This window comes from Microvirga yunnanensis (assembly GCF_025460875.1).
On the sequence record NZ_JAMXFI010000069.1, the window covers coordinates 1 to 13,941 of the forward strand.

11 protein-coding genes and 2 pseudogenes are annotated in these 13,941 nt (G+C 64.2%); 5 read left to right on the top strand and 8 right to left on the bottom strand.

Annotated elements, in window-relative coordinates; all coding sequences use genetic code 11:
• Positions 1-50: 50 nt before the first annotated feature.
• The 4 genes from NF876_RS27170 to NF876_RS27185 all read right to left on the bottom strand — a co-directional run bounded on the left by NF876_RS27170 (position 51) and on the right by NF876_RS27185 (position 3,880).
• The gene (locus NF876_RS27170) at positions 51-1,349 is read right to left on the bottom strand and encodes an MFS transporter (protein WP_262271480.1); all 1,299 of its coding nucleotides are present in this window, start codon (positions 1,347-1,349) and stop codon (positions 51-53) included.
• A 592-nt stretch (positions 1,350-1,941) separates the two neighbouring features.
• Positions 1,942-2,343 carry a hypothetical protein gene (locus tag NF876_RS27175; RefSeq protein WP_262271481.1) on the bottom strand — a complete coding sequence of 134 codons (402 nt, stop codon included), beginning with the start codon at positions 2,341-2,343 and terminating at the stop codon, positions 1,942-1,944.
• A 445-nt stretch (positions 2,344-2,788) separates the two neighbouring features.
• A complete protein-coding gene (locus NF876_RS27180; RefSeq protein ID WP_262271482.1) occupies positions 2,789-3,232 on the bottom strand; it encodes a hypothetical protein in 444 nt (147 codons plus the stop codon).
• 75 nt (positions 3,233-3,307) lie between these two features.
• On the bottom strand, positions 3,308-3,880 hold the full coding sequence (locus NF876_RS27185; RefSeq protein WP_262271483.1) for a hypothetical protein: 573 nt from the start codon (positions 3,878-3,880) through the stop codon (positions 3,308-3,310).
• A gap of 350 nt (positions 3,881-4,230) precedes the next feature.
• Here NF876_RS27185 and NF876_RS43550 point away from each other — a divergent pair.
• The 3 genes and pseudogenes from NF876_RS43550 to NF876_RS27200 all read left to right on the top strand — a co-directional run.
• Positions 4,231-4,618, top strand: a pseudogene (locus NF876_RS43550) (DDE-type integrase/transposase/recombinase); the annotation flags it as partial.
• A 440-nt stretch (positions 4,619-5,058) separates the two neighbouring features.
• Positions 5,059-5,490, top strand: a complete 432-nt coding sequence (locus tag NF876_RS27195) for a hypothetical protein (protein ID WP_262271484.1) — start codon at positions 5,059-5,061, stop codon at positions 5,488-5,490.
• 484 nt (positions 5,491-5,974) lie between these two features.
• Positions 5,975-6,793, top strand: a complete 819-nt coding sequence (locus NF876_RS27200; RefSeq protein WP_262271512.1) for an IS5 family transposase — start codon at positions 5,975-5,977, stop codon at positions 6,791-6,793.
• Positions 6,794-7,135: 342 nt separating this feature from the next.
• Here NF876_RS27200 and NF876_RS27205 read toward each other — a convergent pair.
• From NF876_RS27205 to NF876_RS27220, 4 genes and pseudogenes are all read right to left on the bottom strand, one after another.
• Positions 7,136-8,248 (bottom strand): annotated as a pseudogene (locus tag NF876_RS27205) (recombinase family protein); the annotation flags it as partial.
• 388 nt (positions 8,249-8,636) lie between these two features.
• Positions 8,637-9,383: a prolipoprotein diacylglyceryl transferase family protein gene (locus tag NF876_RS27210; protein WP_373696728.1), complete on the bottom strand. Its 747-nt coding sequence runs from the start codon at positions 9,381-9,383 to the stop codon at positions 8,637-8,639.
• Between the two features lie 12 nt (positions 9,384-9,395).
• Positions 9,396-10,796 (bottom strand): ATP-binding protein, encoded by a 1,401-nt coding sequence (locus NF876_RS27215; protein ID WP_262271485.1) that lies wholly within the window; start codon positions 10,794-10,796, stop codon positions 9,396-9,398.
• Position 10,797: 1 nt separating this feature from the next.
• Positions 10,798-11,457 (bottom strand): response regulator, encoded by a 660-nt coding sequence (locus NF876_RS27220; protein ID WP_262271486.1) that lies wholly within the window; start codon positions 11,455-11,457, stop codon positions 10,798-10,800.
• Positions 11,458-11,553: 96 nt separating this feature from the next.
• On the opposite strand from NF876_RS27220, the gene dsbD reads away from it, so the two are divergent.
• Positions 11,554-13,419: a protein-disulfide reductase DsbD gene (dsbD, locus tag NF876_RS27225; protein WP_262271487.1), complete on the top strand. Its 1,866-nt coding sequence runs from the start codon at positions 11,554-11,556 to the stop codon at positions 13,417-13,419.
• 62 nt (positions 13,420-13,481) lie between these two features.
• Positions 13,482-13,919, top strand: coding sequence for a thioredoxin family protein (locus NF876_RS27230; protein WP_262271488.1), 438 nt, complete (start codon positions 13,482-13,484; stop codon positions 13,917-13,919).
• The last annotated feature ends 22 nt before the right edge of the window (positions 13,920-13,941 follow it).

Below are 13,941 nucleotides of genomic sequence, written 5' to 3' on the forward strand. Positions count from 1 at the left end.
AGCAACGATAATCCATGAGGAGAGCAGCACCGCTCGCCCTCCCCATGCTCCTACGGACGAACGCGGATGACCGTCTTGCCCGCGCCTCGATCCGTCGAGTTGAAGGTCGCGGCACCATCGTCGAGCGTCGATGCGCTATCGCCGGTGAAGTTTAAAGCCGTTTCTGTGTGCGGATTGCGTGCACTGATGAGAGTGAACAGGGTAGCGACGAGGGCAAGTCCGCCGTATCCAAAGGCGATCTGCGGAAGCGACAAGGAATTGGACAGCTCGCCGGAGATGAGGCTGAGGAAGGTGGCACCGGAGTAGCAGAGAAGGTAAATCGCACTGAAGATCGGTGCCCGGTCGGTTAAGGTACTGCCGTGAAGCAAGCCACGGGTGGCGGCGCTGATAGCGATGCCTTGGCCCGCGCCAGCGGAGATGGTCCCTATGACGAACAACACTAGTGTGCCAGCGTTGATCGCTGTGACGACGCCGATCATTCCAGCCAGGAAGGTGATCATGCCGACGCGTTGGCCTACCGCGGTTGTGAACCGGCCGCCAATAGGAGCGCCGAGCACGCTGGGGGCCATATAGGCGGCGAACACCAGTCCGAGGATGAGCGGGCTGCGTGTGTTGAGTTGATCTTCGACAAGCGCAGGGACGAACGCTTGGTAGAATGCTCCCGTCGCCCAGGTCACCAGGAACAACACTGCCGCGACAGGGAGCAGATGCCTGACCCGGGCCGGTACGCTGACCCTGGGTAGCAGTGAACGCCAAGCGCCCGGCGTCGGAGTTGCGGTTTCCGGGCTGATGGCGATGAGCGCAGCAGACAGTAATAAGAAGCCGGCGCAAACCAAGTAGATGAGATCGCGTGGCCAGGGGCCGAACTGGACCAGGGCTCCGGAGGCGATGGCGCCGACAGTGAGGCCAAGCATTGGTCCTTGGCTGGAGGCGACGGAGGCCAACCATTCCGGTTTTGAGGGTGCAGCATCGACGATGTACGAGGTCAAGGTGCTGCTGGCCACCCCGGTACCGATGCCCATCACGAGGCGACCGGCCAACAGGGTACCGACGCCGTGCAGGTTCAGTAGCAAAAGACAGCCCAGCAGGAGCAAGCCGATGCTAGCGATTGCGGTCAGCCGCCGACCCAGGTGATTGGAAAGTCGTCCCAGCACCAACAGTCCGGCTAAGGTGCCGACGGAGTAGGTGACAATGGCCATCGAGATGTCGAAGTTGGTGAATCCGTTCTCCGCCCGGTAAATGTTATACAGGGGAATCGGTGAGGCCGACGCGGCAAACGAGGCCACCAGGGAGACCACCGCAGATAAGAATGCCAGCCGGAGCGTTCCGTGCCGGCGAGCCTGGTCCATCACAGGGGCCACGCTTTGCATTGAACCACGCCTTTCTATTGTTCCACGCGTTTGAGCAATGCCAGTCTCCCTCTGCACTGCGCATTACTTGATAACATCTGCCACGGCGATAGCCATCCATCGCAGTGGGGGACCAAGTTTTCCAATAAGCAGCCCGTACAGTTTTCCATAGTGGCGGAGAAATGTGCTGCGACAGTCCTCACAGCCGTTCGTAAGTCAAACCAACTTGCGCAGACCGTCGCCGTTCCGGTTTCCGATGTTAGTCGATGACGGCCCCGGACTCAGCGACGCCCTACCGCCTTCGGTGATCACGGGCGATTTGAGGTGGCTCTCGCGAAGGTCCGCCGGCGCCAGCTTGGTGCCAGATAGAACGCGACCTCGTAAAGAGCCCGTAGTGCGTTCAGGAGTCACAGGATGCATTGCGTCCGGCAACCGTTCAGGTGGCGGACGACGATCATCACCTTGATCGTCGACGGGGTTGTCAGTCGATAGCCCCCGACGGATGATGTGTCGGGGGCCGAGCCGCTCGCCCCCGAATCTTCACCGGATTACATCGGCGACGTCTCGACACTCGGGGAGTCCGTCGCCGCCTTCAACCCACGGCGCGCCCATCCACTTCCGAACGCACTGCGACTGGCTCCTCAGGCGCGTTGAAGACTGACGTCGTGAGCAGGACCGCGGCAGCCAGGACCAAGTAGTACCAGGCGTCGAGTCCCAAGAGGTTGAATGCAAACAGGGCGATGACAAACACCAACCCAACGGTGCGATCGATCCAAAGGTGCAGCCAGTAGGGAATAATGCGGACGAGCCCGGTGGGATGATCGGTCAAGGCGGCCAAGAGTAGTGCCGCGATACCGACAACAACCGAAAGCCACATCGCGACGGGTCCGCTCTGACCTAACTTCAGCACGAACGGCGCTGCGATCAAGACGATCGCGACGGGATAATCGATCAAGTAGGCGTGTATAGACTTGGTGATGAAGCGGAACGACATTGGTGCCTCCTATGTGCGTGTTTGCTCAAACGGGTTCTCGCAACGCGGAGACTGCATTCACCTTAAGGGACGATCACGCCGCCTTATGCTGGTAAACACTGCGTACAACTGCCGCGAGACAACCCGGGTCGACTCACAAAAGATTATGCCGATACACCAGACTTTAGAAATGCCCAGTCGTAATTGTTTCCATTCCACCCCCCAGTGCCGTAGAAGTGGCTGAGTTCGGCCTCGATCATCGACCGTCAGTCCAAGAGTAGCTTGAACTTCACGCGCACGAGGCGACGGTGCATCAGTGTCTGGTTGCCGAGTTCGGGAAAGGCTTGAGCAGATCGCCCGGACCGCGCCATACGTGATCCGCTTCCTTCCAAGGAACCCCACACAAGTTGGTGACGGTTGCTGTGCGTTATGCCGAGGAGCGGTTTTCGACTTTGTGTGGCAGCTGTCAGGCGATCTCATCGATCACGAGTTCCCTTCCGTTCAGTGAGATTGCATCCCCGGCGCGTTTCCCCTCCAACTCAATATAGATCGGGGCCTCGGTGGAGATGCCCATGATCTCATTGCCGTCACACACAAACTTGCCTGTCGACACGGCAATAACGAAGATCCGTCCGCCAAGCTTCACCACTGCGCCTTCTTCAACCTTGCTCTTCGGTCCGAAGTCTATCGCCGAGAGCTTCTCAATGTTGTCGGAGTGCGAGTGAACTGTGTCGTCGAACGCTTTGGAAAGGCGACTCGCGAGTTCCGCCTGCGCTTGCTCGTCGTCTTCGATAGGCTCGCCTCGGTCGAGACGGGCGCTACCGACATATTCCAGGTATCTCTCTCGCGCACTCTCGAGATCGCGCGCCTCGAGCGACAACATTGTTTGCTTCAAGGTTTGCTTGTTCATCTCATATCCTTGGCTGGAGGCGTCGCATGGCTAAGGCCGGTGGTGATACCACCCGGAAGCCGGACTGTTGGGCGCTCATTCGTTGTCGGGCACGTCCGCCCCCTGGTAGGGGACCCTCTCAAGACCAGAATCGCGCAGGATGCTGGTGACCAGCCATACGTAGGATTGCTCCGCCGTGTCGAACCCGAGCATCGAGAATGACTGCCCGAACGGGCAAGGGGGGAAGTCAGGGAACCCAACGCGCAGCACATATCGCCCAGGATCCCCATCAAATTCCTCTTTAAAAACCTTCCGCAGGCCATACCGGCTCGCTATCGCACCTCCCTTCTCGTGACGCGTGGGGCGGTTCGCGCTCAACTGTTCGTAGAGTTCTCGCGAGCACTCCTGGTCTAAGGCATCAAAGGCGTCGATCAACAGGCCCTTGCTGCCGGCTCTCTGGTCTGCGATCGCGTAAATGTTTGAACCGTCCCCCGCATCGGGCGAGCTCTCGAACCTCATCGCACTCTCCACGCGCGCGTCACTGGCGGCAATGGGCTTGTCGGCGGTCAGGTCATAGAGCTGGCCTTCCCTTATCCGATACTCGTGGTCGTAGCCGCGTCTTAGAAGATGTGTAACGGCCTCAATCATGTCCCTCGCATCGCGGTTCATTTGCACTCTCCGTGATCCCGCCGCACTCAGCCCGCAATGCCAGATATATAGGTCAAGGCAGGAGCAAGCTTGCGAACGCGAACGTTACACGGTCAGTGCTCCCTGTAGGCACGTTTCACTGAACACTAGGTTTTGTGACAGCCGTTAGGAAATTCCGTGCTGTTATCGTTTCCATTACCGCAACCGCGACGGGATGGAACCCAGCTGCCGCCGATCCGGCGGTCACAGCGAGTGCACGCTTTGTTGCGCTATCATTTACGTTCTTGAACTTGTAATCCTCTCCGACCGCACGGTCGCGGTGAACCAAGAGGTTGCGATCAGCATCGGCGTCGAAAAGCAGTAGTTTTGGAGCCGCGGACCAGCACCGCGCCACGCTCGACATTCTGGTTCAGAGCCGCGGCAGTGCAAAAGCGGGTAATCGCCTGTTGCAGAAGCTGCTAAGGAAACAGGGCATCGCTGCGCGCGTGATGATCACCGACAAGCTTCCGAGCTACGGCATAGCCGGGCGAGAGATCATGCCTACCATTGAGCATCGACAGCACCGGGTATTGAATAATCGGGCGGAGAACAGCCATCAGCTGACTGACGAGGCGAGCGCATCATGAAGCACTTCGAATCAGCTCAGCAGGCTCAACGATTCGCTCGGATCATGATCAGCTGGCAAATCTCATTTGCGGCCCTGCCAACATCACTGCCGCAGCTCATCGCGCATCACGAGCTCAGGTCTTTCACGTCTAGGCCGAGGCGACCGGTGTGGCGAGTACCTGATCTGATAATCCTGAAGGGTAAACCTCTCTCGAGCTGTTATAGAGACGGTTTGGGTGATCTTGAACTGTGCCGGAGGCTGACTCGGCTATTCAACCCCATCCATGACTGCCCGTGTTTCAACTTCACCCAAGCCGGGCCAATAAGTCGACGACGCCCGCCGCGTTTCGGGCAAGTGATCGGCGGGGTTTGAGGAAATCCCGCTCAGGGACAGCCTGCCTATACTGCACACATCGCGACCTATACGAACGTCTGCTCCAGACAGCGACGCGGATAGTTGCTGTAGAGCGCGGTCGCGATCATGATCACGATGTTTCAACTTAACCTGTGCGGCTGAAGTGGAGGAGCTCGCAGTCACCGCGAGCGGGATTCCGATCAGGCCGGGCCTCGAATCTGGAGAAGAGGACGTTTCGATGAAGCGTGCTGAAACCTGGTCGGTCTTCGATAACATCTTAGCCGTCGTAGGAACGGCTGCTATCATCACGGCTCTCTTCTATTCCGCTCATTCTAATGCTCAGGAGGGACATTCTCCCGAGCACCAGATGGCGCACGGCGCGTATCATCAGCTTTACGACGGCATCATGCGACCGGACGCCAAGAACGCCAGTTGTTGCAGCAACCAGGATTGCGCTCCGACTGAAGCGAAATGGGATAGTGTCAGGAAGCGGTGGACCGCTCTCAAATCTGGTCAGTGGGTGGACATACCTGCAAACAAGATCGTCCCACGGGAGCAAGTGCCCGATGGACTGAGCGCTGAAGCTCACCTGTGCGCTCCACCTCCCTCGTGGTCAGCATACAGCCCGGATGAAGTGTTCTGCTTTATTGAGCCCGGAGGTGGCACATGAGATCTCAGTGAGGCTAAAGTGAGAATCCTCACCATCGTGACGGATCCGTCGAATATTCCGAACCCGCAGCTCAATCGGCGGGATCGATGTCCGCACTGCGGGAGGTCCTACGTGGCCAGGCGCGGCATTCTTGCGCGGCTTGAGCACGGGACGGAGATTGCGCGCGATGAGCACGGGCACCGGTATCTGGAGAGAGGAGTCAAGGTGTATTCCTACCATTCTCTCGCGTGTTTCGTCGCCATGATCAAGCCAGACGGACACGCATGAGCGAGATATCGAGCCGACTGCTAACCATGGCGCGGAGCGCCGGTTACCAGGCCATGGCAGCCACGTAAAAGGTTCGAGAGCAATTTTATTGCTCGATGCAAGCCATTGACTGAGAATAGGTTTGTGCTGATCCGATGAGGCGCATGCGGGCTGCTTCACGTTGAGGAGCCCGTGCCATAGATGTCAGTTCCTACGCCGGTGCTCTCACTGCAGCGGAATGGGCGCTGCTGAAGCCGCTAACTGCCCGCAGCCCTCCCGCCGCCATCACGCCGGGCGGCGGCAGACCTATCCGTTACGGCGCATCATCGATGCGATCTTCTATCTGCTCCGGACAGGAGCCCAATGGCGGCTACTGCCTCACGAATATCCCTCGCGCGGTACCGTCTTTTATCACTATGCCCAGTGGCGCGAGGACGGCACCTGGGAGCACGTGACCAAAGCCCTGCGGGAGAGCTATCGCTGTTGGAACGGCCGGGCGCGCCAGCCGACAGCCGCGATCGTCGACAGCCAATCGGTCAAAACGACTGAGATGGGGGGACCGCGTGGCTATGATGGCGCCAAAAAGATCAAGGGCCGCAAGCGTCATCTGCTCGTTGATACGCAAGGCAACCTGCTGAAGAACAAGGTTCATCCGGCTGACCTCCATGATCGCGCAGGCGCCGAACTCTTGCTGGAGGGTTTGCAGCATCTGTTTCCGGCCATTGAGCGGATGTGGGCCGACACCGCCTATCGCGGATTGAAGGATTGGCTGCGCCGGGCGCTCGAATGGCAGTTGTCCATCCCACAGCATTGGTGGAGCGGCGGCATCTGGATGCGGGCTGACGCACAGCCGCTGACGCGCCCGAGTGGCTTTCAGGTGCTCGCGCGAAGGTGGGTTGCTGAAGTAGTCTTTACGCAAATGACAAAAGCGGACGTGCTCACTCGCAAGACTGGTGGGCAGCACGTACCGGATTTCGACCTCGTCGTTCGTGACGACGACCCGGTCAACCAGCAACAGCATGAGCTGCCGACGCTGCTCGAAGGTGGCATTCACTAGCCCGTGCTGCACCCGCTCGCGAAAGGCCTCCAGGGAGGCCGCCACGCCGGCAAGCTGCTGCTGGCGCTGGGCATCGTTGTGCAGAAGCTCCTCCTGACCGGCCAGCGCTTGCATCCGTTGTTCCAGGTCCCGACGCCGCCGTTCATACTCGTCAAGCCGCAGGACCGCCCGCAGATACGCATCGGTGAGGCGCTCGATTTGCTGAGACAGATGGGCCTGGGCCCGGCGCAGCGTCTCGCGACGGGCGAGCAATTCCTGCGGCAGCCAAGCTCCGCCATGGGCCCGCGCCACGGCTTCCGCCAGCGGCTCGGGGGAGTTCAGCAGGCGGCACAGGTCATCCCAGACCAAGGCGTCGAGCTGGTCGGCAGGGGTGTAGCGCGCCGGGCAGCCCGTGGCGCGATGCGAGCCGGTGCTATGGGCCTTGCCGCTGCACAGGTAATAGAAATTCCGCCCATTGGTGGCCCGCGCCGTGCAGGCGAGGCCGCAGCATCCACAGCTCACCAGGGCACGCAAGAGATACCGGTGGGCGGTGTTGTTGCGCCGCGCGAAGGAGCGATTGGTGGCCAGCTTGGCCTGCACCTCGTCGAAGTGTGCCTGGCTCACCACCGCGGGCACCTGTCCGACCAGGATCCAGGTATCGGCGGGCTGCGGCACGGCAGAGCCATGAGTGCGGCCGATCGGGTGGGTGGCCGAGCGGCGGTGGGTGGCAGCGCGATAGCGCGTGCGTTGCGCATAGACCTGCCCCGTATAGGTCGTGTTGCGCAGGATGCCTCGAATCGTCGGGGTTGCCCAGCGCGGTGTGCCCGACCGGGTGGGTACGCCGTGGGCATCCAGATGCATGGCCAGCTGCATGAGGGAGATGCCCGGCTCGCGATAGAGGGCAAACAGCTCGGCCACGACGGCCGCCTCCGCCGGATCCGTGGTGACGCCGCGGGGGTCGCGCGGCCGATCGGGGCTCATGCGATAGCCATAGGGCGCATAGGTCCAAGGCAGCAGCTGCCCGGCGCGCAGCTTGGCGAGCCGGCCGCGGCGCATACGCTCGGCAATCAGCGTGCGCTCGTACTCGGCGACCGCGCCCCGGATCTGCAGCAGAAGGTGGTCATGCGGATCGTCGCTCATGGGGCGGTCGAGGAACTCGGCGGCACATCCGGCCTGCGCCCATTCCTCGAGCAGGACCATTTGGTGCACATAGTTGCGGGCGAGGCGGTCGGGAGCGGTGACGAGCACGCGGTCGATCTCGCGGCCCTTCACACCATCGCGCAAGCGGTCCAACCCCGGGCGGACGAGGGTCGCGCCGCTGTAGCCGTCGTCGCGGAACACGTGCGCTGGGTCGAGGCTCCAGCCCTCGGCGGCATGAGCGTGGACATGGGCGGAAAGCCGTCCGAGTTGCTGCTCAATGGTCTGGTGGTCGACCTGATGGCTGGTCGAGACGCGGCCGTAAATCGCTACTCGCATGGGAGACCTCCGGCAGGATTGGGGACCCCGGCGCCGCCGTCGGCTCCGGGGCGGTCATCGCCCACTGCAGGAGGAGTTGATACGTCCGATCCCAGCGCTGCTGGCCCGTGGGCGTCGGCACACTGGTGCGCCGAACCTGCCAGGCGCGTCGCCGCTGACCTCGCATGCTGTCCTCCCTGGTGAGTGACCTCATCAGGGAGGTGGGGCGCCACAGCCCCCCGGAGCCGATGGCGCGCCCGCGGCCAGCTGAGCTGAAGCTGCCCCGTGCGCGTCAGGCAGAACTTGTCATTTGTGATTAGACCATTGAACGAACGATCGCTTGGTTGACCACCAACCGACGGATGGCCAAGGACTACGAACGCTTGGTCGAGACCGGCGAAATGCTGCTCTATCTCGCCATGAGCCGCATCCTGCTGCGCCGCCTCACGCGAAAGGAAAGATAATTGCTCACCAGCCTCTCAGACGTGAAGAGCCCATAGGGTCCTGTGGAAGCGATGTTAAGCGGTTCAAAGAGAACGTTCGGCAACGTGAGCCGCTCGCTCGCAAGGTAGCGCTTGATGGCGGCACGTCCTTCGCCCTCGTTCACGAACAGGAACGTGACGTCGTGCCCGGCCGCGGCCATCTCAGTCATCATCGGCATCTCGCGCCGACAGGGCGGACACCAACTCACCCACAGGTTCACGACCAGGGGCTTCCCGTTGGACGGGGCGAGGGATGGCGAGCCTCCCCCGAGCCTTTCTAGGACGACATCAGGCGTCGGCGTGGCGGGCGTGGCGTTCGTCAGTTGCCATGCCACGTTCCACGCGAACAGCGCCAGGCCGAGGGCTGCCACAGCGCCGGCAGCAGTCCGACGCGCCCGCACCAGGGACGCGAACACGATGGCGACGGCGGCAACTCCCCAGGGCCTGGCGAAGCCGCCCTGCCAGATCGCAAAGATCCGCCAGGGCTCCGCCGCGAACCCGGCGGCATTCCCGGGCACGTGCTCGATCCTGGCGCCGACCAAGCCCGCCACAAGGGTCCACGTCGACCAGCGCCCGAGGCGGAGATCGAGACGGGAGGGCAGGATCGCCGTCGCCGGCGAACACGAGGGGACCGATGGAAACAGGCTGCATAGGAATCCCGGTCGAGGGTCCAGCTTAAGGCAGCCTTAAGGAGCGGTCGCGGCCGGATGCCGCCGGGCGCTTTCGTCCGCTCTCTCGATACTGACCATGGGGAGGCCCAACCCGGCCCGCAGCCCGGATCCGTCCCAGCGGTTGCGGAGCACGAACGTGGCCTTCGCCCGCTTGAGGGCCGCCTCGACGATTGCAAGGCCGAGGCCGCTGCCCACGGCGCTGCGGTGGCGGCCTCGGAAGAACCTGTCGGTCACGCGGCTGATCTCGTCCTCCGGGATGCCGGGACCGTCGTCCTCCACGGCCACGACGGGCGGGTGAACGGCATCATCGAGGAACCACCGGACCCGGCCTCCCGCGGGGGAGTGCTGGACGGCGTTCTCGTGAAGGTTGCGCACGACGAGGTGGAACAGCTCGCGGTTCATACAGCATGTCACGCGGTAGAGCGCCGGATCGATCTCCACCGCCACGCCGCCCTTGCCCGTGCCAAGGCCTGCCGTGATCTCCTCGATGGCCCGCCCGACCCTGATATCCTGCCCCTCGCCATCGTCGGTCGCCACATCGAGGGCGGACATCTCGAGGAGCTGGCGCACGAGGCGCGTGGTGCGGTCGACGGCCACCAGCGTCTGCCTCAGAGCCCCCTCCCGGGTCTCCGCATCCTTTGCCGCCAGCGCGACCTGGACCTGGGTGCGCAGCCCGGCGAGCGGGGTGCGCAGTTCGTGCGCGGCGAAGGCGGTGAAGCTGCGCTCGTGCTCCCGCGCCGCCGCGACTTTGCCGAACAGGCCGTTGAGGGCCTCGACGACGGGACGGATCTCCGCGGGCGGGTTGCCGATGCTGATCGGGCACAGGTCCTCGGCACCGCGCGCCTCGAGGCCATGCGTCAGGCGGCGCAGGGGACCCAGCCCGCGCCCGACGCTGGCCCAGATCAGGAAGGCCAGCAGGGGAACGATCAGGGCCGCCGGCAGGAGCAGGCCGCCGACGAGTTCCGTCACGAGGCGGTCGCGCAGGCCGATCCGGTCGCCGACCAGCACCCGGATGCCCTTGTCGCGGTCGGCCACGGCGTAGACCCGCCACGGCTCGCCGCCGACCTCCCGCTCCGAGAACCCGCTCGCCTCGTTCGACAGCTCGGCCTCGGGCGCACCGCTGGAGCGGCCGATCAGCCGGCCGTCAAACGACCAGATCTGGCACGAGAGCTGGCGTTCGTAGCTGAGCGGCACGGTCTCGGGAACGGAGACCGGAACCTCGCCGCGGGCCGCCAGCGCGATGGCGTCGCCTTCCACGAGCGAGCTGACCATGCGGGCCGCTTCCATGAGGCGGTTGTCGAGGACCGTCTGGAGCTGGCGTTGGGTATGGGCGTAGACCCACGCGGCGGCGCAGAGCCAGACGATGCCCGTGGCAGTCACCAGGATGATGAACAGGCGGGTGCGGATCGAGGTCACGTCAGGCGCTCCGGAGCCGATAGCCGAGGCCGCGGACCGTCTCGACGGCATCGCGCCCGATCTTGGCGCGGAGGTGATGGACATGCACCTCCACCGCGTTGCTCTCGACATCGTCCTGCCAGCCGTACAGGCGGTCGGCGAGCTGGTCCTTGGACAGCACCGCGCCCGGGCGCGCCATCAGCGCCTCGAGGATCGCGAACTCGCGCCGTGACAGGCCGACCGCGCGCCCATCGACCTCGACCGTGCGGCGGCCCGGATCGAGCACGATCCCGTTCCAGGCCATGACCGGGGCCGCCCGTCCCGAGGCCCGGCGGGCGATGGCACGCAGGCGCGCCGCCACCTCGTCGAGATCGAACGGCTTGCCGAGATAGTCGTCGGCCCCGCTGTCGAGCCCGCTGATCCGGTCGGCCACGGTGTCCCTGGCGGTCAGCAGGAGAACCGGCGTGGTGTCGTGTCGCCGGCGCAGTTCGCGCAGGACGTCGAGGCCGGAGCCGTCCGGCAGCATCAGGTCGAGCACCACCGCATCGAACTCGGCGGTCTCGAGGGCCGTCCGGGCATCGCCGCAGCAGGCCATGCCATCGACCATGTAGCCGTGAAGCCCCAGGCCGACCCTGAGGCCGTCGAGCAACACCTCATCGTCGTCAACCACGAGAATACGCATCAGGAACCTCCCCGGGCTTCGTCGCCGGCCAGGCTTAAGGCTGCCTTAAGGTTGGCCGGGAGGGTAGGGGAAACCACCCCCGTCGCGAGGCCCCACGTGTCCCAGCACCCCGTTCGAATCCTGTTCGCGTTCATGGCTCTGCTCCCTGGAGCAGCCGGAGCGTGGGCGCAATTCAAGATTCCGACACCGGACGAGGTCTTCCGCCTCAGCGCCGCGAGGAGCGCCGACGGAGGCATCGACCTGAACTGGGCGATCGCACCCGACACATACCTGTACCGCGACAAGGTGATCGTCACGCCTTCCGGGGTCGGTGCCGATCCGATCCTGGCCGAGACCAGCCCCGGCAAGCGGAAGGACGATCCGACCTTCGGGCAGACTGAGGTCTATCACGATGTAGCGTGGGCCACCGTTCCGGAGGATGCCCTTGTGGCGGCCGGCTCGCCGCAGTCGCTCCGGGTGACCTACCAGGGTTGCGCCGAGAAGCTCGGAATCTGCTACCCGCCCGTGACCAAGTCCGTCGACCTCGCGACACTTGCGGTCGCGGATGCCCGGGAGGGCACGACGGCAAGTGCCGCCAGCGCGGAGCCGGCGGCGCCCGTCGATGCCTCCGGCCGCACCGGGATGCCGGAGACGGCCCCGTCCGCCTCTGCGGAAGGATCCTCCGGGACGCGGCAGGACAACGGGCAGGGCGATGGCTGGATGGGCGGCAACCTCGCGTCGGTCCTGGCGACCTTCCTCGGGTTCGGCGTCCTGCTCGCCTTCACTCCCTGCGTGCTGCCAATGATCCCGATCCTGTCAGGCATGCTGGCCCGCAGCGGGGGCCGGCTGTCAGTCGGCCGTGGCCTCGCGCTCTCGACAGCCTACGTGCTAGCTATGGCAACCGCTTACGGCCTGATGGGCATCGCCGCGGCCTGGTCTGGCCAGAACTTGCAGGCGGCGTTGCAGACGCCGTGGGCGCTCGGCGCGATGAGCGTGCTGTTCGCGGTCCTCGCGCTGTCGATGTTCGGCCTGTTTGAGCTCCAGCTCCCCAGTTCCTGGACCAACCTCGTTTCCGGCCGGACCTCCGGCATGGGCGGGTCGCTTCCGGCCGCCGTCCTCGGCTTCACCTCGGCCCTGATCGTCGGTCCCTGCGTGACGCCGCCGCTGGCGGCGGCGCTGATCTACGTCTCCCAGACGGGTGACCTGACGCGTGGCGCGGCGGCCTTGTTCATGCTCGGCCTCGGCATGGGCCTCCCGCTGATCGTGTACGGCACCCTCGGGGCCAAGGCCCTACCGAAGTCGGGACCATGGCTGGTGCGGGTCAACCAGGTCTTCGGCGTCGTCTTCCTGGGTGTCGCCGTCTGGATGCTCGCCCGCATCGTCCCCGCCCAGGTGACTCTTGCCCTGTGGGCCCTGCTCGCCATCGGATCGGGCGTCTTCCTCGGCGCCTTCGATCCGGCACCCGATCGTCCCGTCCGCCGGGTCGCGAAGGCGGCGGGCATCGCGGCGGTGCTCTATGGCGGCACCCTGGTCGTGGGCACGGCGGGCGGAGCGACCGATCCGCTCCAGCCGCTCGCCTTCCTGGCCCGCGCATCGCAACCCGCGCCAGCGACCGAGCTAGCGGCCACCAGCGTGACCACGCCCGACCAGTTCGACGCCGCGGTGAGCACGGCCCAGGCACAGGGCAAGCCGATCCTCGTCGACTTCACGGCCGAGTGGTGCGTCACCTGCAAGGAGATCGAGCGCAGCGTCTTCGCCGATCCGGCCGTGCGGGCACGGCTCAAGGACGTGGCGTTCATCAAGGCGGACGTGACGGACTACACCGGGGGCAGCCGCACCCTCATGCAGCGCTTCAGCGTCATGGGTCCGCCGACGATCCTGTTCCTTGACCCGAAAACGGGCCAGGAGATCGTTCCGGCCCGTACCATCGGAACGATCGACGCGGACAGCTTCCTCGACAAGCTCACGGCGGCCGGTGCGTGATGGGTGTCGGTTCTTCCCGTTCCCATGCTTCCGCGCGGGCCGACAGGTGCTCGCGCCGGACGGTGCTGACGTACGCAGCCCTTCTTCCGGGCCTTGCGCTCTTGCCTCAACGGGCGCAGCCGCAGGCCGCGGAACTGGCCTTCGCCCATGTCACCACACGGGGGGCATTCGATGCGGCGGTCCAGCGCGCTCGCAGCCAGAGGAAGCCGGTGCTAGCGTACTTCACGGCGGAGTGGTGCCCGACCTGCAAGAGCATCGATGCCCGCGTCTTCTCGAATTCCGCCATCAAGAGGCGGCTTGAGGCCATCGCCTTGGTGCGGGCGGACGTGACCGCCGTCGATGCAGGCAACCGCGCGCTGATGGAGCATCTTCGGGTGCCGGGTCCGCCGACGATGTTTGTCGTCGATCCGAGGGACGGCCGGGAAAGGCCCGGAACCCGCTTGGTCGGGGCCGTCGACGCCAACCTTTTCCTCGACACGATCAATCTCGCAGGCCTGTGACCTGGCCGTTCGTTCCCATCCT